The 25,677-nt window shown below is 72.0% G+C and carries 24 protein-coding genes; 7 read left to right on the top strand and 17 right to left on the bottom strand.

Annotated elements, in window-relative coordinates:
- Positions 1 to 10: 10 nt before the first annotated feature.
- From ACF07B_RS23905 to ACF07B_RS23890, 4 genes are all read right to left on the bottom strand, one after another.
- A complete protein-coding gene (locus ACF07B_RS23905) occupies positions 11 to 451 on the bottom strand; it encodes an Lrp/AsnC family transcriptional regulator (protein ID WP_362390699.1) in 441 nt (146 codons plus the stop codon).
- 44 nt (positions 452 to 495) lie between these two features.
- Positions 496 to 1,845, bottom strand: a complete 1,350-nt coding sequence (locus ACF07B_RS23900) for a transaminase (protein WP_392180416.1) — start codon at positions 1,843 to 1,845, stop codon at positions 496 to 498.
- A 367-nt stretch (positions 1,846 to 2,212) separates the two neighbouring features.
- Positions 2,213 to 3,292 carry a dipeptidase gene (locus ACF07B_RS23895; protein WP_392180415.1) on the bottom strand — a complete coding sequence of 360 codons (1,080 nt, stop codon included), beginning with the start codon at positions 3,290 to 3,292 and terminating at the stop codon, positions 2,213 to 2,215.
- Positions 3,289 to 4,716 (bottom strand): amidohydrolase family protein, encoded by a 1,428-nt coding sequence (locus tag ACF07B_RS23890; protein ID WP_392180414.1) that lies wholly within the window; start codon positions 4,714 to 4,716, stop codon positions 3,289 to 3,291. The genes ACF07B_RS23895 and ACF07B_RS23890 overlap by 4 nt, the downstream gene beginning before the upstream one ends.
- A 155-nt stretch (positions 4,717 to 4,871) precedes the next feature.
- On the opposite strand from ACF07B_RS23890, the gene ACF07B_RS23885 reads away from it, so the two are divergent.
- The 4 genes from ACF07B_RS23885 (at position 4,872) to ACF07B_RS23870 (ending at position 9,189) form a co-directional block, all read left to right on the top strand.
- A complete protein-coding gene (locus tag ACF07B_RS23885) occupies positions 4,872 to 5,801 on the top strand; it encodes an IclR family transcriptional regulator (protein ID WP_392180413.1) in 930 nt (309 codons plus the stop codon).
- Positions 5,798 to 6,748: an ornithine cyclodeaminase family protein gene (locus tag ACF07B_RS23880; protein ID WP_392180412.1), complete on the top strand. Its 951-nt coding sequence runs from the start codon at positions 5,798 to 5,800 to the stop codon at positions 6,746 to 6,748. The genes ACF07B_RS23885 and ACF07B_RS23880 overlap by 4 nt, the downstream gene beginning before the upstream one ends.
- A gap of 219 nt (positions 6,749 to 6,967) precedes the next feature.
- Positions 6,968 to 7,855 carry an oxygenase MpaB family protein gene (locus ACF07B_RS23875; protein WP_369481468.1) on the top strand — a complete coding sequence of 296 codons (888 nt, stop codon included), beginning with the start codon at positions 6,968 to 6,970 and terminating at the stop codon, positions 7,853 to 7,855.
- 248 nt (positions 7,856 to 8,103) lie between these two features.
- Positions 8,104 to 9,189, top strand: coding sequence for a MerR family transcriptional regulator (locus ACF07B_RS23870; protein ID WP_392180411.1), 1,086 nt, complete (start codon positions 8,104 to 8,106; stop codon positions 9,187 to 9,189).
- Positions 9,190 to 9,261: 72 nt separating this feature from the next.
- Here the strand turns inward: ACF07B_RS23870 and ACF07B_RS23865 are convergent, their stop codons facing one another.
- The 12 genes from ACF07B_RS23865 to ACF07B_RS23810 all read right to left on the bottom strand — a co-directional run bounded on the left by ACF07B_RS23865 (position 9,262) and on the right by ACF07B_RS23810 (position 17,714).
- The gene (locus tag ACF07B_RS23865) at positions 9,262 to 10,470 is read right to left on the bottom strand and encodes a cysteine desulfurase-like protein (RefSeq protein WP_392180410.1); all 1,209 of its coding nucleotides are present in this window, start codon (positions 10,468 to 10,470) and stop codon (positions 9,262 to 9,264) included.
- A gap of 253 nt (positions 10,471 to 10,723) precedes the next feature.
- Positions 10,724 to 11,002, bottom strand: a complete 279-nt coding sequence (locus tag ACF07B_RS23860) for a GlsB/YeaQ/YmgE family stress response membrane protein (protein ID WP_392180409.1) — start codon at positions 11,000 to 11,002, stop codon at positions 10,724 to 10,726.
- Positions 11,003 to 11,081: 79 nt separating this feature from the next.
- A complete protein-coding gene (locus tag ACF07B_RS23855) occupies positions 11,082 to 12,005 on the bottom strand; it encodes a YihY/virulence factor BrkB family protein (RefSeq protein WP_392180408.1) in 924 nt (307 codons plus the stop codon).
- Positions 12,006 to 12,304: 299 nt separating this feature from the next.
- Positions 12,305 to 12,736 (bottom strand): ATP-binding protein, encoded by a 432-nt coding sequence (locus tag ACF07B_RS23850; protein ID WP_392180407.1) that lies wholly within the window; start codon positions 12,734 to 12,736, stop codon positions 12,305 to 12,307.
- A complete protein-coding gene (locus ACF07B_RS23845) occupies positions 12,733 to 13,104 on the bottom strand; it encodes an STAS domain-containing protein (protein ID WP_369481462.1) in 372 nt (123 codons plus the stop codon). The genes ACF07B_RS23850 and ACF07B_RS23845 overlap by 4 nt, the downstream gene beginning before the upstream one ends.
- A 97-nt stretch (positions 13,105 to 13,201) precedes the next feature.
- The gene (locus tag ACF07B_RS23840) at positions 13,202 to 13,567 is read right to left on the bottom strand and encodes a PRC-barrel domain-containing protein (protein WP_384243079.1); all 366 of its coding nucleotides are present in this window, start codon (positions 13,565 to 13,567) and stop codon (positions 13,202 to 13,204) included.
- Positions 13,568 to 13,722: 155 nt separating this feature from the next.
- A complete protein-coding gene (locus tag ACF07B_RS23835; protein WP_392180406.1) occupies positions 13,723 to 14,106 on the bottom strand; it encodes an STAS domain-containing protein in 384 nt (127 codons plus the stop codon).
- A complete protein-coding gene (locus ACF07B_RS23830) occupies positions 14,103 to 14,303 on the bottom strand; it encodes a hypothetical protein (RefSeq protein WP_392180405.1) in 201 nt (66 codons plus the stop codon). Before ACF07B_RS23830 ends, ACF07B_RS23835 begins: the two co-directional genes overlap by 4 nt.
- Entirely contained in the window at positions 14,300 to 15,967 is a 1,668-nt protein-coding gene (locus ACF07B_RS23825) for a PP2C family protein-serine/threonine phosphatase (RefSeq protein WP_392180404.1), read from the bottom strand. The genes ACF07B_RS23830 and ACF07B_RS23825 overlap by 4 nt, the downstream gene beginning before the upstream one ends.
- A 195-nt stretch (positions 15,968 to 16,162) precedes the next feature.
- Positions 16,163 to 16,339 (bottom strand): hypothetical protein, encoded by a 177-nt coding sequence (locus tag ACF07B_RS23820; protein ID WP_192582574.1) that lies wholly within the window; start codon positions 16,337 to 16,339, stop codon positions 16,163 to 16,165.
- A 432-nt stretch (positions 16,340 to 16,771) separates the two neighbouring features.
- Positions 16,772 to 17,221 carry a hypothetical protein gene (locus tag ACF07B_RS23815; RefSeq protein ID WP_392180403.1) on the bottom strand — a complete coding sequence of 150 codons (450 nt, stop codon included), beginning with the start codon at positions 17,219 to 17,221 and terminating at the stop codon, positions 16,772 to 16,774.
- 136 nt (positions 17,222 to 17,357) lie between these two features.
- The gene (locus ACF07B_RS23810; protein ID WP_384243136.1) at positions 17,358 to 17,714 is read right to left on the bottom strand and encodes a DUF5133 domain-containing protein; all 357 of its coding nucleotides are present in this window, start codon (positions 17,712 to 17,714) and stop codon (positions 17,358 to 17,360) included.
- A gap of 332 nt (positions 17,715 to 18,046) precedes the next feature.
- Here ACF07B_RS23810 and ACF07B_RS23805 point away from each other — a divergent pair, with 332 nt between their 5' ends.
- Entirely contained in the window at positions 18,047 to 18,616 is a 570-nt protein-coding gene (locus ACF07B_RS23805) for a Dps family protein (protein ID WP_392180402.1), read from the top strand.
- A gap of 99 nt (positions 18,617 to 18,715) precedes the next feature.
- On the opposite strand, the gene ACF07B_RS23800 is transcribed toward ACF07B_RS23805, so the two are convergent.
- Positions 18,716 to 19,651, bottom strand: a complete 936-nt coding sequence (locus ACF07B_RS23800) for an anti-sigma factor RsbA family regulatory protein (protein ID WP_392180401.1) — start codon at positions 19,649 to 19,651, stop codon at positions 18,716 to 18,718.
- A 474-nt stretch (positions 19,652 to 20,125) separates the two neighbouring features.
- Between ACF07B_RS23800 and ACF07B_RS23795 the strand changes: the two genes are divergently transcribed.
- Together ACF07B_RS23795 and ACF07B_RS23790 are read left to right on the top strand one after the other, a co-directional pair.
- Positions 20,126 to 21,007, top strand: a complete 882-nt coding sequence (locus ACF07B_RS23795) for an RNA polymerase sigma factor SigF (RefSeq protein ID WP_392180400.1) — start codon at positions 20,126 to 20,128, stop codon at positions 21,005 to 21,007.
- A gap of 354 nt (positions 21,008 to 21,361) precedes the next feature.
- Positions 21,362 to 25,639: a HAMP domain-containing protein gene (locus tag ACF07B_RS23790; RefSeq protein WP_392180399.1), complete on the top strand. Its 4,278-nt coding sequence runs from the start codon at positions 21,362 to 21,364 to the stop codon at positions 25,637 to 25,639.
- Positions 25,640 to 25,677: the final 38 nt, after the last annotated feature.

Below are 25,677 nucleotides of genomic sequence, written 5' to 3'. Positions count from 1 at the left end.
GGGTCTGTGCTCAGCCCACGTTCCACAGGAACCGGTGCGTGTGGATCCCGAAGTAGGGGAACGACTGCACCTGCCGGACACCCTCGATAGGCCGCACGACGTCGTTGACGAAGTCCAGCAGATCCCGCGGGCCGGGACAGACGACCTCGGCGAACAGATCGAAGCCGCCCGACGTCAGGACCGCGTAGACGACCTCGGCCCGTTCGGCCAGCGCGTCGGCGACCGCTCGCGGATCGCCGTCCACGGCGATGCCGAGCAGGGCCATCGCCTGTCCGCCCATGCCCATCGGGTCGGTGACGCCGACGACCTGGACCGCCTGCGAGTCGAGCAGCCGTTGCAGGCGCTGGCGGGCCGCAGACGCGGACAGCCCTACCTTGGGGCCGAGTTCGGCATAGGCGATACGGCCGTCGATCTGCAGTTCCCGCAGGATGGCCCGGTCGATCTCGTCCACGCTGTTCCTCTCCGGCTGACCCGGTCCCAGGGTAACGGCGCCGTTCAGCCCGCCAGTTCGGCCAGGGCGGCGGCGAAGACCTCGGTGTGCCGGTCCACATCCTCCTCGGTGGTCGCCGGGCACATGAGCGCCATGTTGTGGAACGGGGTCAGCAGGATGCCCCGGTTGGCGAGATACAGATGGAGGAAGTCCTCCAGCTCGGTGTCCGCCGCCGCGGCCGACTCCGTTCCGGTGCGCGGCGCGGGATCGGCGAACCGGTATTCCGTACGGGCTCCGAGCCGGCTCACCGACCACGGCAGGCCCCAGGTGTCGATTCCGGCCCGGACACCCGCCTCGAAGCGTTCGGAGAGCTTCGCCATCGTGGCGAACGCGGCGTCGGTGAGGACGTGTTCCAGGGTCGCGCGCGTCGCCGCGGTGGAGAGGGCGTTCCCGGCGAGGGTGCCGCCGACACCGCCCATGTCGACCAGGTCCAGATCGGCCCGGCCGAGCAGCTTGTCGGCGAGTTCGGCCGAGAGCCCGTACGCTCCGGCCGGGATCCCTCCGCCGATCGCCTTGCCGATCGTGAGCATGTCCGGCTCCAGGCCCCAGGCGGCGGTGCAGCCACCGGGGCCGGCGGAGAAGGTGTGCGTCTCGTCGTTGATGAGGAGGCTTCCGTAGCGGCGCGTCAGGGCACGGACGCCTTCCAGGTAGCCCGGCTCGGGCAGCACGATGCCGATGTTGGTGAGCGCGGGTTCCATGAGGACGGCGGCGACGTCGCCGTGCGCGAGCTCGCGCTCCAGCTGCTCCAGGTCGTTGAACTCCGCGACACGGCTGGTGAGGGTGACGTCGCAGGGGGCGCCGACGTTTCCGGGGCGGGCGGTGCCGTGACCGTCCGGTCCGACGACGATCAGCGACTCGTCGACGCTGCCGTGGTAGCTGTAGCTGTTCACGAGGATCTTCGGGCGGCCGGTGACCGCCCGTGCCAGGCGGATGGACCAGCGGTTGGCGTCGGTCGCGGTGAGCGAGAAGCTCCAGCGCGCGAGACCGAAGCGGCGGGTCAGTTCGGCGCCCACCCATTCCGCGTCCTCCGTGGGCAGCATCGCGGTCGCGCCGCCGCTCTCGGCGAAGCGCGTCCGCACCGCCTCGGCGACCACCTCGGGCGAGTGACCGGCCATCGCGCCCGTGTCGCCGAGGCAGAAGTCGATGTACTCGTGCCCGTCGATGTCGGTGACGCGGGCGCCTCGCGCGCTGTCCAGATAGCGCGGGAAGGCCCCGGCGGTCTTGTTCATCCAGGTCATCGGGACTCTGCCGAACAGGTGCTCGGCCCGCTCGTACGCGGCCCTGGACCGCGGGTTGCGACGCTCCGCCTCGGCGCTCTCGCGAGCCAGGAGCTGGTGCAGGCGTGTGCGGTCCATCAAGGGCTCCTCTGTCGGTGCACCCGGTCGGCGAGCTCGGTCGACGACACGTTCGGCGAACGGATTCGGCCAGAGTACGAACGTATGAGGCGTCGAAGCAAGACCAGACACTCGATTCAGTCGCATGAACAACCGATTCGGCCGTCTCTTCTCGTCGCGGCGCTCGATCCGGCGCTCTCAAGGACGGAACGGCCAGGCGTCCGCTCGTCCGGGCGAGGGCGACGCGGCCGCCGCCTGTACGAGTGACCGGACGGCCGGAAACGGTGGGCGGGCGGATCCGGTCCACCCGCCCACCGTTCTGCCCGCCCACCGTTCTGCCCGCCCACCGTTCTGCCCGCCCGCCGCTCCGCCCGGGTGCCGGAGCCGCCTACCGGGCAGCCTCCGGGGCCCACACCCGGTCCGCGTAGTCCAGGAAGTTCCTGCCGAGGATCTTCTCGATGCGCTCCGAGGTGTAGCCGCGCCGCTCCAGCAGGCGGACGAGCTCCCGGAACTGGTCCACTCCGCGCAGGTCGAGCACGAAGGGAAGCGTGTCGTCGCGCTCCCCCGCCGCTCCCACACCCGCCTGGCGCCGCAGGGCGACATGCTCGGCGAGATGCGCGCGGTACCCGTCGAGGTCGTCGATGGACGTCACCGTCCCGTCGGTGCCGATGCCCACGTGGTCCTCGCCGCACACGTTGACCGCGTGGACGATGTGCTCCACGACGTCGGCGGCCGTCGCGTGACCCGACACGTTCAGGAACGGCATGAAGTAGATGCCCACGAAGCCGCCGCGCGAGGCCACCAGGCGCAGTTCCTCGTCCGTCTTGTTGCGGGGGAGATCGGCGAGCGCGCGGCAGCCGGTGTGGTTGATCGACACGGGGCGGCTGGCCGTCTTGGCGGCCTCCAGACAGGTCCGCTCACCACTGTGGGAGAGGTCGACCATCAGACGGTGCTCGTCGAGCGCCTCGACGACGCTCCGGCCGAAGTCGGTCAGTCCCCGGTTCTCCGGCGCCATGGAGCCGTCGCCGATGTGATTGGCCTGGTTGTACGTGAGCTGGACGACCCTGACACCGAGATCGGCGAAGGTGGCGACGCGCCCGGCGTCCTCGCCGACCGCGACGGCGTTCTGGAAGCCGTAGATGACACCGATCCTGCCCTCCTTCCTGGCCCGGCGGATGTCCGCGGCCGTGCGGACCTTGAGGAGGTCGGCCGCGTTGTCCCGGATGATCCCGTCCCAGACGGCGATCTCGTGGAGCGTGTGCTCGTAGGGCGGCAGATCGCCCATCGTGTAGCCGAGAGTGATGTTCACGGCGGTGAGGCCGGAGGCGTGGGCGTCGGCCAGCGTGCGGGCGTCGACGGTCAGCTGCTCGCTGGAGGGGTTGAGCTGCGCTGCGGCCTCGGCCGACTGGGGGGCGTTCGGATTGTCGAGCTGCCCGAGCGCGTTGATGATCATGGGAAGGTCGGTCATCGGGTCTCCTGGACAGAGTGGGTCGACTCGGCGGGGTGGCTCACGCCGACGGGCTGGGACACGGCGGGCTCTTCGGACGCGGGGCCCTCGACACCCTCGGGCCGCCCGGCGCCGGGGGCGGTTGCGTCGAAGTCCCGGCGCTCGAAGCGTCGGCCGCGCTTGACGGTCAGCGTGACGCTGCGCAGATGCGTGATGTCCAGCAGCGGATCGTCCTCCAGGACGACGAAGTTGGCGAGCTTGCCCGCCTCGACACTGCCCATGACGTCCTCGGCCCCGGCACTGCGGGCCCCGATCAGCGTGGCCGAGCGCAGCACCTGCGCGGGTGACATCCCGCAGCGCCGCACGAGGAACTCCAACTCCTCGTAGAGGGCGGGGAACGGGTCCCCGGGGTCGGTCTCGTAGTCCGTGCCGGTCGCGATCTCCACGCCGGCCCGGTGGGCCTGGGCAGTGAGCACGGCGGCGAGTTCGGTGTTGGCCGCCGCCCGAGCCGCGCCCTCGGGACCCTCGCCCGCGAGGGCCTCGCTCGCCCACATGCCCGCCGTCGCGTCGAGGACCGTACCCCGCCGCCTCATCAGGGCGAACAGTTCCTCGACACGGGGGTCGTCACCGGCGGCGAAGCGCTCGTGGTCGACCTTCGGCTTGGTCTTGTAGCTGGTCAGCGGCTCGTCCGTGCCCTCGAACGCGAGCAGGGTGACGTGGGAGACGCTGTCGGCGCCGGCCGCGACGATCTCGCCGGGCGAGGCCGGGAAGACGGTGGCGTGGGCCCAGACGGGGATGCCCTGGCGGTGTGCCTCCGCGGTGATCGCGGCGACGGTGACGTGGTCGAGGTCCGCGTACACCTTGATCGCGGAGGCATGGGTCCCGCGCGCCACGGCGACGGCGATCCGCAGGTCGGTGTCCTTCGAGATCGCCTGCATCCACGGCACGGCACCGGGCGTCTCGCCCTGGGACACCTGGTGGGTGCGCGGGTCGTCGAAGAAGCCGGGTCCCGCCATCAACGCGGCGTAGCGGATGTCGGGGCCGGGGATCTCGCCGACGAGCGTCGCCCTCGCCAGGTCACCGACCTGGCGCAGGTCGTCGGCCATGTCGCGGATGGCCGTGACCCCGCTGTGGACGAGCCGGCGCAGCACCGCCTCGGCGACGGGCCGGTCCGGCGGCGTCGCGATGTGCTGGTGGGCGTCGATCAGACCGGGGATGACGAACCGTCCGCCGAGGTCGAAGACCTGGGCGTCGGCGGGCAGCGTCTCGGCGATCGCGGCATCGTCGCCGACGGCACGGATGACCGGGCCGTCGATCACGATCGACATCGAGGTCCGGACCGGGCCACCGGTCCCGTCGAACAGTGTCGCGCCGCGGTACACCGCGACGGCTCCCCTCACCGCGGGCGCGTGCGGGGCCGGTGCGCCCGAAGTCTCGTCCGTCATCTTCACCTCAGTAGTAGCTCTGACCGGAGCGGCTCTGTCCGGACCGGCGGGCCGCTTGAAAGATCTTGTTACGCTCTACGTAACAGACGTATCGTCTCTCGCAACATGCGCTACCGTACGCTCGCATCTCACGCCGTCACAAGGAGGGGCCGGAATTGCCCGCAGCACCCCGAACCGCGGTGGACAAGGCCCTGGACCTGGTCGAGGCCGTGGCCCGTGCGTCCCAGCCGCCGCGCCTCATCGACCTCGCCGAGGAGGTCGGGCTGCATCGCGCGACCGCCTACCGCGTGCTCGTCGACCTGGTCCGGCGTGGCTGGGTGCTGCGCGCCGGCGACCGCTATCTGCCGGGCACGGCGGTCCTGCAACTGTCGTCCTCGGCGGCCCGGAACTCGCTCGGCGCCCTCGCCCGGCCGGTCCTCGCGGCGCTGTCCGAGCGCACCGGCATGATGGTCAACCTTCAGGTGCCCGAGGTCGACCGGTCCCGCGTGATCGACGTCGTACGACCCGACCGGCTGGCGATGATCAGCAGTCTGACCGGCCAGGCCCTGCCCGTTCACCGGTTCGCCGGCCCGCTCGCCCTCGTCGCCGCCCTCTCCCCGGCCGACCGGGTCCCCTATCTGCGCGCCGCGGAGGAGTCCGGGTATCCGCTGGACGGACCCGACGGGCTGCTGGCCGACATCGAGGACGCCGAACGCACCGGATTCGCCGTCGAGTACGGGCGTAACGAACAGCCGGTCGCCTCGCTCGCCCGCGCCGTGGTCACGCGTCAGGGCGCCCCCGTCTGCGCCCTCACCCTGGTCGGGCTGGGCCCCGACTTCGGCGAGGCCCTGCTTCCCGGTCTGCGGGAGCGGCTGCGCGAGGCGACGGACGAACTGGCGCGGATCCTCTCCGGCCCCGGAACCCCCGAAGTCCCCGGGGCCACCGGGGCCACCGGGGCCACCGGGGCCACCGGGGCCACCGGGGCCACCGGGGCCACCGGGGCCACCGGGGCCACCGGCCAAGCGTCGCACCCGCCCTCGTCCCCGTCCCGGACCACGTCCGCCTCCCCGTCCCCCTCCTCCCCGTCCACCGAAGGCCCGGCATGAGCGAGATCCTCTTCCTCGACGGGGCGCGGACGCGCGCCGCACTCGAACCGCGACGCGTCCTGGAGGCCGTGGCCACGGCCCTCGTCGCCATCGGCCGCGACGAGGTCTCCGTACCGCCGCGGATCGCCGCGCACACCCCGCACGGCCTGCTCGGCGCGATGCCCGGCCATGTGCCCGGCCTCGGGCTCGCGGCCAAACTGGTCTCGGTGTTCGCCGACCCGGCGCGGCCGGGCCGCAGCAGCCACCGGGGGATCGTCGCGCTCTTCGACGAGACCGACGGCCGTCCGCTGGCCCTGATGGACGCGGAGCCCCTGACCGAGATCCGTACCGCGGCGACGGCCACACTGAGCGCCCGCGCGCTGGCCCGTCCGGACGCCGACCGGGTCGCCGTCATCGGGACGGGCGCCCAGGCGCGCGCCCAGATCGCACTGCTCGCGGCCGTGGCCCCCGAGACCCCCGTCCGCGTCGCGGGCCGTGATCCCGGGCGCGTCGCGAGCGCCGCCGCGCTCCACCCCGCCGGCAGCGTCGCGGAGCACATCGAGGACGCCGTCCGCGGGGCCGGCACGGTGTTCTGCTGCACCGGCGCCGTCCTCCCGGTGATCCGTCGCGCGTGGCTCGCGCCCGGCACCCACATCAGCTCGGTCGGCGGCTCCCACGGGCCCGAGGTGGACGCCGCCACGGTCCGGGACGCCGCCCTCTTCGCCGAATGGCACGGCGCCGCCACGACCCGGCCCCCCTCCGGCGCCCACGAGTTGCAGGACCTCCCGTCCGGGCGGCACGTGACGCTCCTCGGCTCGGTCCTCGCCGGCGAACACCCCGGGCGGCGCGACGAGGACGAACTCACCCTGTTCAAGTCGACCGGCCACGCCGCCCTGGACGTCGCGGCCGCCCATGTCGCCGACTCCGTCGCCCGTGCGGAGGGGTGGGGCACCCGCGTCACCCTGTGAGACGGCGCCCCCGTGAGCGTCGGTGCCGCTCGCTCGGCGCCGACGTCGCCCGTCGGCCGATGGGGCCCGTGGACTTTCCTCCCCCGGTTCGGCCATGCTGAAGGGTGTTTCCGCCGGTCCGCGGGCGACCCCGGACGCCACGGCAGCGCTCCCGGACAGGCCGGTCCGGAAGAGGCCGCGGGCGCGACGGAAGCACGACGCGGAGGAGGCCGGTGCCCCATGAGAGTGACCGGAGCGGACGGCGGCGGAGTACGGGAACGGCTGGGCAGCGCCCTGTTCACCCGGGTCGCGGGCCCGGACGGACCGAAGAACCGCGCCCGTATCCACGGCACGCCCGGACCCCGCTGGTTCGGCCCGGACCGCCCCATCCGCATCGTGCACGGGGACGCGTCGATGTTCATCGGCGGCCTCTCCGCGCTGCTGCTCCAGTCGCTGCACCCCCTCGCCATGGCCGCCGTCTCCGCCCACTCGGGCTTCCGCGGCGACCCCTGGGGAAGACTCCAGCGCACCAGCACCTTCCTCGCGGTCACGACCTACGGCACGGCCGAGAGCGCCCAGGACGCCTGCGACCGGGTCCGGGCGGTCCATGAGCGGGTGCGCGGTGTGACCTCGGAGGGAACGCCGTACCACGCGGCGGATCCCCACCTCCTCGGCTGGGTCCACGTCGCGGAGATCGACAGCTTCCTGCGCGCGCATCAGCGGTACGGCTCGCGGCCGCTCTCCGGGGCCGACCGCGACGCCTACGTGGCGGACACGGCCCGCGTCGCCGCCGCGCTGGGCGTCCTGGACCCGCCCACGAACCGTGCGGAGCTCGCGGAGCGGCTGAACGCGTACCGCGGCGAGGTGCGCGCGACGCCACAGGCCCGCGAGGCCGCGCGTTTCCTCCTGCTGAACCCGCCGGTGCCGCTGGTGGCCCGCCTGCCGTACGGGGTGCTCGCCGCGAACGCGGTGTCCCTGCTGCCCGCGTGGGCCGCCGCCGAACTCCGTTTGCCCCGGCTGCCGTTGGTGGACAGCGTGTGCGTACGTCCGCTCGGCAGCGCCTTCACCTCGGCGGTCCGCTGGGCGATGGCACCCCAGCGCGCCCGGACCGTCCAGGCGGTCACCTGAGCAGTGCCGGCGAGCCCCGCCCCGCCCCATCGGGGCCGGCCGGGTGCGGGACGGGTCTGTTCGCCGCATCCGGAGGGCCGTCCCGCGGCGAAGCAGGGGTGAGCCCGGCGGACCGGCCGGGTCCCGGACGGCTCGGGAATCGAGGCGAGGCCCGTCATGATCCGCTGCCGCCGCGCACCGGCCCCCTCCACCCGCGGGTGGGGCCCCTCCGCCGGAGCACCGTCCATCGCTCTCCCGGGAGCCGCTCCGTGGAACTGAGCACCGGCGACGAGCCGGAGACCACGGGCGCGGGCGTGACGACCGGTTTCCTGGCGCGCAGGCTCGGGGTGTCGCCCACGACGTTGCGCTCCTGGGACCGGCGCTACGGTCTGGGGCCCGCCGTGCGGGCGGACGGCCGCCACCGGCGCTGGTCGCCCGACGACGTGGCCATGGTCCAGGAGATGTGCCGGCTGACCGCCGCCGGCCTGCCCCCCGCCGAGGCCGCCCGCGCGGCCAAGGAGTCGGCTCGCGGCCGTGTCGCCACGTCCCCGGCGCTGGCCGCCCGGACGCGGACCACCGCCCGTACGCGAACCGGCGTCCGGATCCCGGAGGGTTCGCCGACGACGGCTCCGGACCCGGGGACACCCGCATCGCCGTCAGGCACCGCGCCACTGTCGGCGGACGTGGTCCAGGAGGGCCGGGGTCTCGCGCGTGCCGCCGTCCGCCTCGACGCCCCCGCCGTCCAGGAACGGCTGGCGACGGCGGTCCGCACGCACGGCCTGGCCAGGGCCTGGGAAGAGGTGATGGTGCCCGCCCTGCGGACCGTGGGCCGCAAATGGGAGTCGTCGGGAGACCGTTACGTCGAGGTCGAGCACCTGCTGACCTGGCACGTCTCCGCCACCCTGCGACACGCCTACGTGTCAGCGGCGGGGCACGGACCGCCCGCCGCGGTGTCGCCCGTCCTCCTTGCCTGCGCTCCGGGCGAAGAGCACACCCTGCCCCTGGAGGCCCTCAACGCGGCGCTCGCGGAACGGCGTGTACCCGCCGTGACCCTCGGAGCCGCCGTCCCGCCCGAGGCACTCATGGCGGCGGTGCAACGCGTCGGTCCCCCGGCGGTCGTCCTGTGGTCCCAGTCGTGGTCGACGGCGAACCTGCCGCTCGCCCAACACCTCGCCGCCACGCGCTGGGGAGTACGGGGAGCACGGACCCGGAGCCGGATCCTGCTGAGCGGGCCGGGCTGGGGCACACAGCCCGGCCCCGGACTCCTGCGTCCACGTCACCTCGCCGAGGCGCTCCGCCTGCTCACCGCCCCGGACGACCGGACGACGGACCCGCCGACACCGGTGCGCTCCTGACCGGCCGGCCCCACGCCCGCCGGCGGCCCGGCGCGGCACCGGTCCCGTGACGCCCGGAAACCGCCGCCGCGCCTACGACCGCAGGAAGGACGCCAGGCCCTCCAGCAGCCGATCGACGTCGTCCTTGTCGTTGTACGGCGAGAGCCCGACCCGCAGGCCCCCGGTGTCCCCGAGGCCGAGGTGCCGGGACGCCTCCAGCGCGTAGAACGATCCGGCGGGTGCGTGCACACCGCGGTCCGCCAGGTGCGCGGAGGCGTCGGCGGCTTCCCGGCGGTCGAACGTGAGCAGCAGGGTGGGCGTACGACGGGCCGCCCGGGAGCGGACGGTGACACCGGGCAGTTCGGCCAGGCCCGCCTCCAACCGTGCGCGCAGCCCTTCCTCATGCCGTTCGATCGCCGCGAAGGCCGTGCGCAGACGGTCGCGGCGTCCGCCGGTCGTATCGCCCGAGAGACCGGCGAGGACGTCGATCGCGGCGATCGTGCCGGCGAGCAACTCGTAAGGCAGCGTCCCCAGTTCGAACCGCTCGGGAACCGCGTCGGTGGACGGCAGCAGTTTGTCGGGGCGCAGTCGCTCCAGCAGCCGCGGGGACGCGGTCAGGATCCCGTGGTGCGGGCCGAGGAACTTGTAGGGCGAGCACACGAAGAAGTCGGCGCCGAGCCGCGCGAGATCCACGAAGGCGTGCGCCGCGTAGTGCACCCCGTCCACGTGAAGAAGCGCCCGCGGGTGCCGGTGGACCAGGCGGGCGATCTCGGCGACATCGGGCACGGTCCCCGTCAGGTTCGAGGCGGCGGTGACCGCGACCAGCCGGGTGCGCTCGGTCAGCAGGGAGCCCACCGCGGAAGGCGGGAGTTCACCCGTCCGTGGGTCGAAGTCCGCCCAGCGCACCTGGGCGCCCGCCTGTTCGGCCGCCTGGACCCAGGGCCGGATGTTCGCGTCGTGGTCGAGACGGCTGACGACGACCTCGTCCCCGGGAGCCCAGTCCTTCGCGAGCGCACGGGCGATGTCGTACGTGAGCTGGGTGGCGCTCCGGCCGAAGACGACTCCGGACGGATCACCGCCCACCAGATCCGCCACCGCCCGCCGGAACCCCTGGACGAGGTTCTCCGCGTTCACTTCTCCCGGTGTCAGGCGCCCCCGGATCGACAGCGGGCCGGTGAGCGCGTCCGCGATCGCGCCGGCCACCCGGGCCGGGGTCTGGGTGCCGCCCGGCCCGTCGAAGTGCGCGACTCCGGAGAGCAGGGCGGGGATCTCGGCGCGCAACGCGCCGACGTCGTACGTCACTCGGGCTCCTCACTGGCTGCGTCGCGGGCCGCACCGGGCGGCCCGCACCGGGGTCCGGCCGCCGAAAGCCCGTGACCGGGCGGGCCCGCGCGTTCTCCGGTTGATCATGGCAGGGGGTCCGCCGCGGTGGGAAGGCGGCGCGGCGCTCCGGGCGCGCCCCGAAGAGGTATGAACGGCCTGGGGCCGGCAACCGGGAACCCCGGTGCCGGCCCCAGGCCGTACGTCATGACGCGCCGAACGGGTCAGTGCCCCTTCACGCGTGGCGGTGCGACCGACGGTTGCCGGTCAGCATCCGGTACAGAACCAGAAGGATCAGCGACCCCGCGATCGCGGCGATCCAGGTCGACAGGTCGAAGAACCCGTCGATGGAGTCGACGCCGAAGACGACCTTGCCCAGCCAGCCGCCCAGCAGGCCGCCCGCCACCCCGATCAGCATGGTGATGATGATCCCGCCCGGGTCCTTGCCCGGCAGGAGCAGCTTGGCGATGGCACCGGCAAGCAACCCGATCAGAATCCAAGCGATGATGCCCACAGTTCCTCCATCGTCCGTACAGCAGATGTGACTTCCTCAGTCCGTGTGCGCCGTCCTGACCGGAACAAACCTGTGAACCTCATACGGTCGCCCGGCTTCTCGCCGCCGCGGCCTTGTCGAGTTCGGCCGTGAACTGCGCGCCGGCCAGCAGCGCGAGGTTGGACAGCCACAGCCACACGAGGAAGACGACAGGGCCCGCGAGAGACCCGTAGAGCCGGCTGTAGGCGCCGAGGACGGAGGCGTACAGGGCGAATCCGGCCGAGACGGCCAGCCAGAGGACGGCGGCCAGGACACCGCCGGGCAGGCTGTGCCGGCGACGGCGGGCGGGCGGCGGCCCGGTGTGGAACACGACGAGGACCAGCAGGGCCACCAGACACGTCAACAGGGGCCAGCGGAGCAGGTTCCACGCCACGGCCACCTGGCCGTCGACCCCCACGACACGGCCGGCGGCCTCGGCCAGGGGGCCGGTCAGCAACAGGACGAGCGCGCTGACGACGAGCAGTCCGAGAAGCGCCAGCGCGGTCAGCACGAGCCGGTGCGCGGTGCGCCAGACCGAACGGTGGTCCGCCGCGTCGTGCATGCTGTGCAGAGCCCTGCGGAACACCGCGAGGTAGCTCGACGCCGACCACAGCGCGCTGGCCGCACCGGTGACCAGCAGCGTCCAGGCGGCGGACCGCTGCCGCAGCATCTCCCCCAGCGCCTGGTGCAGTTCGGCCCCCGACTGCGCGGGCGCGTACGCCGTGACGTGCGCGATGAGCTGTTCGGCGGTGTCCGGGCTGATCAGGCCGAAGGCGATGACCATCACCAGCAGGGCCGGGAGCACCGCGAGGATCGCGTAGTACGTCAGCGCCGCCGCCCAGTCGGACACGTCGTCGTTCCACATCGAGACCGGGGTGCGGCGCAGCGCCGCCCACCAGAGGGCGGGCAGCCGCGGCCCGTACCGGCGGAGCCGTGCCGGGCGGACCGCCTCGATGACACTGTTCGGCCCCGATTCAGCGGACATGCCCGGTCCGGTGGGTGTCGCCGCCGGTCCGTCGGGGGTCGTGGCGGGTCCGTGCCCCGGAGCGGCTCCGGTACGGGCCGGCGGTGCCCGGCGCCTCCGGGAACCGCGGGACGCTGCGTCTGTTCATGCCTCACCTCTCCGCGCCGGTCGGGCCGGCGTACTGGACCCCGTGTCCGGCGGAGTCGGTCGAGGCTCTCCTTCCACGCGACGGCCCCTCTACGCCTGGTCACCTCGAGCGCGGCGCCCGCGGCGGGGACGCGGAGATCGGCGGGCTCGGTCCGGGCCAGGCGGTCTGGGCGTCAGGTCAGAGGGACGAACACGTGGATGGTCTTGCCGCCCTCGCGGCACGGCTCGAAGGTGACGGCGGTGGAGAGGCGGATGATCAAGGGCCAGCCGTATCCTCCGGTCGTCCGGTGCGTCCGCGGGATCTCGCCGGTGCCATGGGCCTGCTCGGGGACGACGTCGCTGTTGTCGCGCACCGCGAGCCACACGCCCCCGTCGGTCAGCCTCGCGTCGAATCCGGCGAGCCCTCCGCCGTGCCGGATCGCGTTGGTGACCAGTTCCGAGACCACCAGCAGCAGATCGACGACCGCGTCAGGGCTCGGCCCACCGGTCCGTCCGTGCCCGCCCAGCAGCACCCGGACGTGGTCGCGCGCGGTCGCGGCGCTCGTGACCGCGGCGCCCTCTCCCCGGCTCGGACCGGCCTCCGGCGGGTGGTCGACCGGGTTCATCGACCGGTCGCCGGGTCCGGGAGTTCCAGCGCCGCTCCGACGCTGTCCGCGAGGACGAAGAAGCCCTCGGTCCCTGTCACGTCGAACAGCCTCCGAACGATGTCGCCGAAGGGCCCGCAGACCACCATGAACGTGCCGCGGGCCCGGTGCGCGCGCTGTGCCTCCAGAAGCACGTGCAGGATCGAGGAGTCGGCGAAGTCGGTCTCCGACAGATCGACCACCGTGCGTTCCGGGCCGGCCCGGTGGGCCAGGCTCAGGGCCTCCTCCAGCCGGAAGGCGCTCTCGTGGTCGACAGCGCCGCCGACCCGCACGACGAAGGCGTCCTGGGCCACGCCGTGCGTCACGGTGGCTGCCGACCCGTCGGGCATGTGCACACTCTTTCTCGTACGCTCCCGCGACGGAGCCGGTTCTTCGAGGCGCGGCGGCCGGCCGCACGCGCACCGCCGTGGGTCACCGCACGAGGGCTCATGCCGGCTGCCTCGGCGGAAGGCTTCGATAATAGGTCCCTACGCTGGACAGGTACGCGGGGTCCAGCGTCTCGCGGTCGGTCTTGAACACCGGCGCCGATTTGATCTCGTCGCGCGTGCACGCGACGGTGATCTTCTGGGACTCCGTGTCGATGCCGGCGACGACACCCACGGGCACCAGCACACTCTTGCCGAACACCCAGATGCCGGTGTCGACGACGATGTGCCGCATCCCCGATGCGTCGACCTGCCGGTCGACGTGTCCTATCGTCCCGTCGGTCGCCTCGACGCTGTACCCGGCCAGTTCCGTTGCTTCGGGGTGGTTGAACTCCGGTGCGTACGACCAGATCTCGTTGATCGTCATGTCTTCCTCCGTTGGCTCGCGGGTTCGCCGATCCGTCCCGCGCCGTCTCACAGGGCTGCCAATACCCCGCTACGCGGCGGGCATTCGATGAATCGGGCGGACCGGTACGCGAGCTCGGTGCCGAACACCGGAGTACGACCGGGGCGTACGTGGTGTCAGCCGGTCCCGGGACTCCGTGCCCCGCCGCTCGCGTCGCGGGGTGCGGTGAGGTGCTCCAGCGTTCCCGTGATCTCCAGCAGCCGGTCCAGGCCGCGGGGGCGCTGGTCGAGGCACAGGCGCACACCCGCGGCGTCGGTACGGCGCCGGATCATCAGCAGGGTGGCCAGGCCCATGGAGTCCATGACGCCGAGGCCGGCGAAGTCGACGCGCAGTTCGAGGAACCGTCCCTCCAGGTCCCGCGGGGCGAAGAGGTTCTGGTCGACGGCTCTCATCAGTTCGTCGCACGTCTCGTGGTCGAGATCTCCGGCGACCCGGATCACGAGGGCGGCGGGCTGGACGTCGACGGTCAGCGTGAAGGCGAGGGGATGTGAAGTGGTCATACGGGCTTTCCGAGGCCGGGGATCGGGGGCAGCGGCGTTCGGTCTCCGAGCGCCTCCCGCGCGCGGGCCAGTGTGCGGCAGGCGCGTGGGAAGTCCTTGAGTTGCCGGGTCAGCAGGTCCAGAACGGGCTCGGTCGGCCAGGTGCGGCAGATCGTCCACGGTCCGGTGTGCGGTGGCGGAGGCTGGGGCGGGGTCATCCTGTGTACCTGCCCCGGGTGTGGCCGTTCACCGCACTCAGATGCGCGTGGTGGGGTGCGGTGACCGCGACGGTCGCCATGTCGTCGTGGCCGCCGCGTCCGACCCATTGCGCGGCGAGCATCTGGATGTGCTCCACGACGGCCTCGGCGGGCATGCCGGCGCACTGCGCGAGCGCCGTCTCCAGCCGTCGTACGCCGAAGAACTCGTCCCCCAGCGGCCCGCCCCTGGCCTCGGTGATGCCGTCCGTGAAGAAGAGACAGGTCTCGCCGGGCGCGAGTTCGACCCGGGCCGTGGTGGAACTGACGTCCCAGAACGCGCCGATGAGCGTCCCGCGGGTGCGGGCCTGCTCGACCGCGCCGTCGGCCCGCACGATCAGCGGAGCGGGATGTCCCGCGCTGGTGACCCGCAGATGCACGATGCCCGCGCGGCGTACGACGGAGGCCATGGCCAGGGTGGCGAAGCGGGTGTGATGGGAGTTCATCAGCGCGCCGTTGAGCAGTCCCAGCAGCCGCTGGTGGTCATCGGCGAGCGGCAGGAGCGCCTGCACCGTGTTGCGGATCTTTCCGGTCAGCACGGCGGCCTCGAGTCCCTTGCCGCAGACGTCCCCGAGGACGACGAGGGATTCCTGTCCCTCGTCCGCGGCGGGGTGGACGTCGTAGAAGTCGCCGCCGACGCGTTCGGCCCGGCCCGCGGGGCGGTACCGTCCGGCGAACTCGACCCCGTGCACCGCGTGCAGCCGGGGCGGCAGCAGCTCCCGCATCAACGTCGCCGTGATGGCGGCCTGTTCGGCGTACATGCGGGCCGCCGACATGGCGGCTCCGGCGCGCGAGGCGAAGAGCCGGGCGAAGATCTCCTCGCTCTCCGTGAAGGCGGCGTGCCGGCTCGACCGGAGCAGGATCAGGGCGCCCGCGGGCACCCCGTGGCCGGGCAGCGGGGTCACGACGGCCGACCCGACCGGTTCGGTGAACCCCTCCGGCACGGCCCATCCGGGAACGGTGGCCGGGTCGATCCAGCGGGACGGTACGGGCGGGAATCCGCGCAGGGCCTCACTGAGCCCCGGCAGCTCCTGTACGTCGTTCGGCACCGTCCGGTGCACCACGGAGCCGTCGGGTCCGCAGAACGTGAGCTGGGCCTTGCGACCGCGTGGAGGGGCGACGATCACGGCGGCGTCGGCGAGATGCTCGGCGGCCAGCCCTGCCGTGACCTCCATGCACCGTTCGACGTTCAGTGACGACAGCAGCGCGCTGGAGGCGCCGGCCAGGAAGGCGGCGCGTTCCCGTTCGGTCCTGAGGGCGTCCTCCGCCTGTCGCCGGTCGGTGTCGTCGACCAGCCACCACATGACGTCGCCGTCGTCCGTCGGGGTGGGATGCGCTTCGAAGGTCCGGTCGCCGACGGGACCGTGCACGGACGCGCCGGGAGCGGAGTTCCGCGGCCCGGGCACGAGGCCCCGCAGCCGTGTGTGGGCGTCGGCGATCCACGCGGGGACCACGTCCTGCAGCCACGCCCCGGCGATCGCGTCGGGGAAGAGCGTGGCCGCCGCCGCGTTGGTGTCGACCACCCCGCCGCACGGGTCGGCGACCACCACGGGATAGGGGGCGAAACCCCACGTGGCGGCCGGACCGGCGCCACGCGGGCCGGCGGGAGGTTGCTGGGAAGTGTCCACGAGCAAGGGCCCGCTCGGCGAGCCCACCACCTTTCCGGACGACAGATTGTTTCCGTCCGACAACCATCTCGTGGCAGACCGCGCCACGGCAAGTCACCGGGGCGAAGTCACACGAAAAGGACCGTTCCGGCCGGCGGGCGCCGCCGCGTCATGCGCGTCCGCAGCGCACACCGCCGGGCAGACGGTCCCCGCCCGTCAGCGGCGACGGCTGCGCGTCGTCCAGCCACCGCCGACACCCGAGAGGTGAAGGGCGAGCAGGGCCAGCCCGATGAGCATGACGTTGGTGGACGTGAACACGTGATTGGTCGAGACGTCACCGGCGTTGATCAGGAACGCGATGAACAGCAGTACGGCGGCAGCTATGCCGAGCATGGGGACTCCTTGTGAAGGTCCGGCAGTCGAGCGATGGAGTCCGGATGCCCCGAGAAGGCCGACCGACACTACGTCGTGTGAGGGATCCGCCGAATCCACTCCCGTCGAGGCCCGCGCGGCAGCCCGCCAGAGGCGGCCACGCACGCGAGGGGGCACGCGGGGGCGACGGCCGGGGCGGGCACGCACAGGGCAGGCACGCGAGGACCGACGTGCAGGCGGCGACGGCCGGGGGGCGGGCACGCGCGGGGCACGCGGGGGCGACGGCCGGGGGCGGAAAGTCGTGGGGGCACGCTCTTGAGGAGCGGGCGGCAGGAGACCCGGCGCACAAGGGGCAGCCACGCAAAGGGCAGTGCGCAACGGTACGTACGGGACCGGCAGGCGGCGCTCGGACGCGGGCGGATCGCCCGGCGAGCGCCGCCTCGGACCTCCGTCCTAGGTGACGCTCCCGACCGAAGCCCCCACGCCCTCAAGCGCGGCCGCGCCCTCCACCGGGCCGGTCGCCCGCCACACGCTCTCGTGGTCCTCGGCCAGTCCGAGTCCGGCCAGGCCCTTCAGGTGCCCGAGCACGGTGGAACGCCGGAAGCCCACGGACACGGTGAGTTCGGCGACCTCGACGCCCTCGGCGCCCGCTTCCGCCAATCGCTCCCACGTACGCACGGCATGACGGCTCAGACCGCTCTCGCTCACCGTCCTGGACACGGCCTCGGCCCTTTCCCCGTTCGTGTCCTGCCCGGGCATGGGAGGCCTGGCCCGCTCCGGCCGCGGGCCGACCGCGCCCGCGCCCACCTGCTCCCGGACCTCGCGGGGCGATCTCCTCGGTCCGACCGGACGGGGCGTCATGTTCACCTTGCGGTGCCTGCGGCCTTTGCTGTGTCGGCTCATCGATTCCTCATCTCCGCCTCGACGATGCTCACAGCAGGAGAACGAGCGGGGGCCGACTAGGTAGTTCAGCCGTTCGACGGACAACAGGGGCGCCACCCGATCAGGGGTGGCGCCCCTCCGCGTACGCGAGCGGCGCTCAGCGGAGCGGACCGGACATGTCCAGACGCCGGCCGCCCAGCGTCCGTACCTCCGTGGGCGGCTGCGCGAGCGGCGGGGCGGCGGACACCGCCTTCGGCGAGGGCGCCGGGGACGTCACACTCCCCAGCAGTCCGGCCTGCCCCGCGTCCCGCCGCCTCTCTCCGGCCACGAGCAGGGCGTCGGCGGCGACGACGGCGTCGCGCACACTGGTGGTTCCCGTCATCACACACAGCGTGTACGTGACGTCCTCCAGGCCGCGGGCCGTCTCCAGGGTCTCCTTCTCGGCGTACGCGATCTTCAGGGCCGCGTAACGCGTCAGCAGCCTCCGGACAACCTTCGGGTCGGGCACGAGCACGGCGAGGGCTCCTCTCTCGAGTTTCCGTCCGTGTGCCCTGGTTCGCCATGGTTCATTCACAACAACCGCCCCAGACAACCTATGTGGCCCAACGACGCCCCTGTGGCGGCATCCCGCCGCTCCCACCCGTCGCCCGCGAAACGGAGCGGCGCCCGGGCGAAGAGGTGTCACGCAGAGGAACCAGGGCACTTGGAGGCACCGGAGGTTGACGGCGATGCTTCCCCTGCCAGGCGCGTCCGGCAGCGGCCGAGGCCGCCGGCACCGCCCGTAGCCCCACCACGGACGGCCACGCGCCGGAACACGTACAAAAGATCTGTGTGAAGGAGAGGGACATGACGACTTCCACGACACCGAAATACACCGTCCCCGGCATCAGTACGCACGACGGCGGCCGGATCATCGATCTGCTGGGTATGCGGCTGCACGCTCTCAACGACCTGTCGCTCACGCTGAAACACATCCACTGGAACGTCGTGGGCCCGCATTTCATCGCCGTGCACGAGATGCTCGACCCTCAGGTGGACCGCGTGCGCGAGATGGCCGACGACGCCGCCGAACGGATCTCCGCCCTCGGCGGGGTGCCGCACGGTACACCGGGAGCGCTCGTCGCCGAACGGACCTGGGACGACTACAGCCTCGGCCGCGCCGACGCCATCGCCCACCTCGGCGCCCTCGACCTCGTCTACACGGGGATCGTGGAGGAGCACCGCGCGGCCGTGGCCGAGGTCGGCAAGATCGACCCCGTGACCGAGGACCTGCTCATCGAGCAGCTGCGCGCGCTCGAACAGTTCCAGTGGTTCGTCCGGGCGCACCTGGAGAGTTCGGGCGGGTCGCTGTCGCAGGCCGGGGCCCGCACGGAACGCGAGGCGGCGCGATCGGCCCGGCAGGGCGCCGCGGAATAGGGCTGCCGTCTGGATCATGCGGAGGACCGGCGGTACACGTCGGTCGTGGGGCCCGGACCGGGAACACAGGTCCGGGCCCCGACGTGCGTGGCGGGCGGGTCAGCCGCGGCCGATGTAGCTGCGTACCGTCGTTCCGGAGGCGTCGGTGTGCATCCGGACGAGGTCCGACAGGAAGTGCACCAGGAACAGGCCCCGTCCGCCGATCTGGTCGGGACGCACGGGATGCCGGCCGGCCAGCGGATCGGTCAGCCGGCCCTCGTCCTGTGCCTCGCACACGATCTGCTCGCTCTCGGCCCAGATCCTCAGCGTGCCCGAACCGCCCCCGTGCACCACGCTGTTGGTCGTCAGCTCCGCGACGACGAGGTTCAGGTCGTGCAGCCGGGCCGCCGTCATCCCACGGCCCCGGGCCTCGGTGAGGGCGAAATCGCGGGCGACGGGCAGGAGTTCGGCGTCGAATCGGACCGTCGCCGCTCCCGGGGGGTGGCGCAGCACCTGGTTGAAGCGCGCCAGAACCCCGTCCGGGTCGTAGGCCGGGCTGACGTTCCGGCGGCCGGCGCTGATCACGACCGGGTGCGTGGCGTGGGCGTCGGCGATCACGTCCGAGGAGAGGGCGCGCCCGTCGTACGGACACAGGATGGTCACGTCCCGTCCCGCGAAGGCCCTGTTGATCAGGGCTTCGTGCTGGACGCAGGCCGGGTACTCCAGCGCCGTCCGGCCGTGCCAGACGGGTTCGCCGATGATCCGTACATGGACGCCCTGGTGGGCGTCGGCGAACGCGCGCAGGACGGAGGGGATGATGCGGCCCGGGTTCAGGCCCGCCCGCGTCATGTCGATCCATCGGACGCCGTCGCCCAGCGACCCCAGTGCGCCGCGGATGAGTTCCAGTCGCGGGGCGGGGACGGCCACCGCCACCGGCTCTCCCGCGGCTACGCCGTCGGAGACGAAACGTGCCGTCCCTTCCACGTACTCACGCTCGTCGCCGTAGACGAGCGCGGGGTGGACGAAGGGATCGTCGCGCAGTGCCGCTGTTGTCATGCCACGATCACCGGGTCCCGGGGCCGGCGCCCGGCGAACGGTTCCGCGTCGGGGCACACCAAGGGCGAGCGCGTGCGCGCTCGGCCGACTCGCCGCTCGATACCCACCGACTCACCCCGTGGCCCATTTTACGTCGCCGTCATGACAGCGGGGCAGGCCCCCGGTCCCGGGAGCACCGTCGCGAGCGTCACACTCCACCCTCACCCGCCCCCCTCGACCGCCGACGGAACGGCGTCAGCATTCGGACTAAATCGGTATCAGTTGGGACAAATACCCGCTCAACTCGGTCGGGAAATGGACGTCACCGTCCCGCATCCGAAGGATGCCCCCGGGAGGAAGTGGTCCCTGACCCGGTGTCAGGGGAGGCGGGACATACGCGTCCCGCAGAATTTCCGAACTGGGTGGCATGAGCGGTGTGAAGCAGGGCAGACGGGCTCTGTCATCATTTCCTTCGGACGATTTGGGGTGGACGGCATGGCGGCCGTGACGGCAGCGAAGGCAACGGACACGGCGCACCGGGCAGCGACGGCCGCGGGAGGCGTCCTGCCGCAGATCGACGAGCCGCTGAAGATCAGCCCGAAGGACGCGCGTGAGCTGTCCCGCCCGTTCTTCGACCGGCTCTCCGTCCTGGAGGAGGGCACGCACGAGTACCAGTACGCGCGCAACACCCTCATCGAGATGAACCTCTCCCTCGTCCGGTACGCGGCGGCCCGCTTCCGCAGCCGCAGCCAGGGCGAGATGGAGGACATCGTCCAGGTCGGCACGATCGGGCTCATCAAGGCCATCGACCGTTTCGAGCTGTCCCGCGAGGTCGAGTTCACGTCGTTCGCGGTTCCCTACATCGTCGGTGAGATCAAGCGCTTCTTCCGCGACACGAGCTGGGCGGTCCATGTGCCCCGCCGTCTGCAGGAGGCCCGCGTCGAGCTCGCCAAGGCGACGGAGGAACTGCGCACCCGGCTCGGCCGTACGCCCACCACTCGTGAACTGTCCGAGCTGATGAGCCTGTCCGAGGAAGAGGTCATCGAGGCCCGCAAGGCGTCGAACGGCTACAACTCCTCGTCCCTGGACGCCGCACTCACGGCGGACGGCGGCGCGGACGGCGAGGCGGTCCTCGCGGACTTCATCGGCGAGGAGGATCCCTCGCTGGAACTGGTCGAGGACTTCAACTCCCTGGCCCCCCTGATCGCCCAGCTCGACGAGCGGCAGCGCCGGATCATTCATCTGCGCTTCGTCGAGGAGTGGACGCAGGCGCAGATCGGCGAGGAGCTCGGTATCTCGCAGATGCACGTCTCCCGGCTGATCACGCGCATCATCAAGCGTCTGCGCAGCGGGCTCCTCGATCCCGCGGTCGCCTGAGGCTCCCGCACGTCACAGCCCTACGACGATCCCGCAGGCCCGCCCCGGACCCAGGTCCGGGGCGGGCCTGCGGGATTTCGCGTACGCGGACCCGGCGAGCGGGACCGAGAGGGTCCTGTGTATCCAGTTCGGTCCAGTTCATTCCTGCCATCGGCGATATTTCCAGGGCCCCTGCGGAATTCTCTCCGGCGCTTTGTTCCGTCCCCGCGATCTGGGTTAGCCTGCGGCGTATTTTCTTAAGGGGATGACCTGTGATCTGCGGGAATCCCACGGGCGGGCGGGGGCTGCCCGTGGGCCCCGCGCGGTTCCGAGTTCCGTGACACGGGACTCCAGGGGAGCGGAACGAGGGTGGCCATGACCAGGGCAGCGAGCGGGACGTCCGTACGGACGCCGGGCGAGCAGGAGTTGCGGCAACTGCTGGCCGGCCTGACAGCCGTGCGCGACGGCGACTTCGGCACCCGGCTTCCCGACGAGGCGGGTGGCCTGCTGGGCGACATCGCCACCGTGTTCAACGGCATGGTCGACCAGCTGTCGGTGTTCACCTCGGAAGTGACACGGGTGGCCCGTGAGGTGGGCACGGAGGGGACGCTCGGCGGCCAGGCGGAGGTGCCGGGGGTCTCGGGCACCTGGGCCGACCTCACCGACTCCGTCAACGCCATGGCGGGCAATCTCACCACGCAGGTCCGCGACATCGCGCAGGTGGCCACGGCGGTCGCACGGGGTGATCTCTCGCAGAAGATCGACGTTCCGGCCCGCGGCGAGATCCTCCAGCTCAAGGAGACCGTCAACACGATGGTCGACCAGCTCTCCGCGTTCGCCGACGAGGTCACCCGCGTCGCCCGCGAGGTCGGCACCGACGGACGCCTCGGCGGCCAGGCCCAGGTCCCGGGGGTCGGCGGCGTCTGGCGTGATCTCACCGACTCGGTGAACTTCATGGCCGGCAACCTCACCGCCCAGGTCCGCAACGTGGCCCAGGTCACCACGGCGGTGGCGCAGGGAGATCTCTCCCAGAAGATCACCGTGGACGCCCGCGGCGAGATCCTCGAACTGAAGAACACCATCAACACGATGGTCGACCAGCTCTCCGCCTTCGCCGACGAGGTCACCCGCGTCGCCCGCGAGGTCGGCACCGACGGACGCCTCGGCGGCCAGGCCGACGTGAAGGGCGTCAAGGGCACCTGGCGCGATCTCACCGACTCGGTGAACTTCATGGCGGGCAACCTCACCGCCCAGGTCCGCTCGATCGCCCAGGTGGCCACCGCGGTGGCCAAGGGCGACCTGTCGCAGAAGATCACCGTGGACGCCCGCGGCGAGATCCTGGAGCTCAAGGAGACCATCAACACGATGGTCGAGCAGCTCTCGGCGTTCGCCGACGAGGTGACCCGGGTGGCCCGCGAGGTCGGCACGGCGGGCAACCTGGGCGGACAGGCCACCGTGCGGGGCGTCTCCGGCACCTGGAAGGACCTCACCGACAACGTCAACGTCATGGCGTCGAACCTGACCGGCCAGGTCCGCTCCATCGCTCAGGTGGCGACCGCCGTGGCCCGCGGCGACCTGTCGCAGAAGATCACCGTGGAGGCGAAGGGCGAGGTCGCGGCCCTGGCCGACGTCATCAACACCATGGTCGACACGCTGTCCGCGTTCGCCGACGAGGTCACCCGCGTCGCCCGTGAGGTCGGCACCGAGGGACGTCTCGGCGGCCAGGCGCACGTGCCCAACGTGGCGGGCACCTGGAAGGACCTCACCGACAACGTCAACTCGATGGCCAACAACCTCACCGGACAGGTGCGCAACATCGCCCTGGTGACCACGGCGGTGGCCAAGGGCGACCTGTCCAAGAAGATCGACGTCGACGCCCGGGGCGAGATCCTCGAACTCAAGACGACGATCAACACCATGGTCGACCAGCTCTCCGCGTTCGCGGCCGAGGTCACCCGGGTGGCGCGGGAGGTCGGCAGCGAGGGCAGGCTCGGCGGCCAGGCCGAGGTGGAGGGCGTCTCGGGCACCTGGAAGCGGCTGACCGAGAACGTGAACGAACTCGCCGGCAACCTCACGCGCCAGGTCCGCGCCATCGCCGAGGTCACCAGCGCCGTGGCCGAGGGCGACCTGACCCGGTCCATCACCGTGGAGGCCTCGGGCGAGGTCGCCGACCTCAAGGACAACATCAACTCCATGGTGGAGTCGCTGCGTGAGACCACGCGCGCCAACCAGGAGCAGGACTGGCTCAAGACGAACCTGGCCCGTATCTCCGGGCTGATGCAGGGCTACCGCGACCTGGACGTGGTGGCCGACCTCATCATGGACGAACTCACCCCGCTGGTCACCGCGCAGTACGGCGCCTTCTACCTCGCCGAGGAGACCGCGAAGGGCACGGAGCTCAGGCTGGTCGGGTCGTACGGCTATCCCGACGAGGACGGGCGGCCCACCCGTATTCCGCTCGGCCGCTCCCTCGTGGGGCAGGCCGCGCGCAGCAGGCGGGCGATCACCGTGGACGAGGTGCCGCCGGGGTACGTCACCATCTCCTCGGGCCTCGGACAGACCGCGCCGACGGCGCTGGTGGTCCTGCCCATCGTCGTCGAGGAGCAGGTGCTCGGCGTCATCGAGCTCGCCTCGGTCACCCGCTTCAAGCAGGGTCACCGGACGTTCCTGGAACAGCTGATGGAGACCATCGGCGTCAACGTCAGCACCATCGTGGCCAACGCCCGCACCGATGAGCTGCTGGGCGAGTCGCAGCGCCTGACCGCCGAGCTCCAGGCCCGTTCCGAGGAGTTGCAGGTCCAGCAGGACGAACTCCAGCGTTCCAACGCCGAGCTGGAGGACAAGGCCTCCCTGCTCGCGACCCAGAACCGCGACATCGAGGCGAAGAACCTCCAGATCGAACAGGCACGCCAGGAACTGGAGGCACGGGCCCAGCAGTTGTCGCTGGCGTCCAAGTACAAGTCCGAGTTCCTCGCCAACATGAGCCACGAGCTGCGCACCCCGCTCAACAGCCTGCTCATCCTGGCCCAGTTGCTGGCGCAGAACCCCTCGCGCAATCTCACGCCGAAGCAGGTCGAGTACGCGGGCATCATCCACTCCGCGGGGTCCGACCTGCTCCAGCTGATCAACGACATCCTCGACCTGTCGAAGGTCGAGGCCGGCAAGATGGACGTGACCCCCGAGCGGGTCCCGCTGCGGCAGCTGCTCGAATACGTCGAGGCCACCTTCCGCCCCATGACCTCGCAGAAGAGCCTGGAGTTCACGGTCAGCACCGCTCCCGGGGCCCCGGTGGACCTGCTCACCGACGACTCCCGGCTGCGGCAGGTACTGCGCAACCTGCTGTCGAACGCCGTCAAGTTCACCGAGCAGGGCAGGGTCGAGCTGCGCATCGAACCGGCGACCGCCGCGGAGATCCCCCCGGGCCTTCCGCGCGGTGGCACGATCGCCGCTTTCCGGGTCAAGGACACCGGTATCGGCATCCCCGAGCAGCAGCTGGAGACGATCTTCGGCGCCTTCCAGCAGGCCGACGGCACCACGAGCCGCAAGTACGGCGGCACCGGTCTCGGTCTGTCCATCACCCGGGAGATCGCCCACCTGCTCGGCGGGGCGGTCACCGTGGACAGCACCCCCGGGGTGGGCAGTACGTTCACCCTCTTCCTCCCGGTCGCCCGGCCCGAGTTCGAGGAGCTGCTGGCCGGCGGCCGGTCGCCCGAGCCGGCGGTGGACGAGGACGCCTCGGCACGCACCGCACCACGGCACCTCGCTCCCGGTTCGGCCGGCCTGCCCCGCCGGCGCCGGCGCCGGCTTCTGGTCGTCGAGGACCGGCCGCGCGGGCTGCTCACCCTGGTGGCCGAGAGCGCGGTCGGGGACGTGGCGCGCAGTCGTGACGAGGGTGACACGCGGGAGCGCGTCGACGTCGTCACCGTCGTCGGGGCCGAGGAGGCGGCGAGCGCCCTCGCCGCGGAGCCGTGGCACTGCGTCGTGCTCGAACTCGGCATGCCGGAAGGCGAGACGGCCCGGTTCCTGGAGGCGGTGGAGGGTGACTCCGCCCTGGCGACCGTGCCCGTCCTCGTGCACAACGGCAGCCGGGTGGACCTCGCGCAGGAGCAGGCGCTGCAGTCCCGCTCGGGCGCGCGGTCGCTGGAATTCCTGTCGAGTCTGGACGAGTTGCGCGAGCGGATCGCGCTGCACCTGTCCGCGGAGCAGCCGGGCGACGTGGTGCCGCTGGTGCGCGCCGAGGAGGCCAGGAACCGGCCCGCGCGGCCGATCGACAACGCCTTCCAGGGCCGTACGGTGCTCGTCGTCGACGACGACGCCCGTAACCTCTTCGCGCTCAGCGGGATTCTGGAGCTGCACGGGTTCCAGGTGCTGCACGCGGAGAACGGCAGGAAGGGCATCGAGACCCTGCTGGCCCGGCCCGAGGTGGCGCTGATCCTGATGGACGTGATGATGCCCGAGATGGACGGGTACACCGCGACCGCCGAGATCCGCAAGATGCCCCGGTACGCGGACCTGCCGATCATCGCGGTGACGGCGAAGGCCATGCCCGGCGACCGGGAGAAGAGCCTGCTGTCGGGCGCCAGCGACCATGTCACCAAGCCGGTCGACACCGACGACCTCATCGCCTGTGTCCGACGCTGGCTCGGGGAGTGACATGACGCCCGGCACCCTCCACCGCGGCCGTCCGGCGG

It is taken from the genome of Streptomyces sp. NPDC015532 (assembly GCF_043078065.1).
In the GTDB taxonomy this organism is placed as follows: Bacteria; Actinomycetota; Actinomycetes; order Streptomycetales; family Streptomycetaceae; genus Streptomyces.
This window is presented reverse-complemented; position numbering and strand designations above follow the sequence as displayed.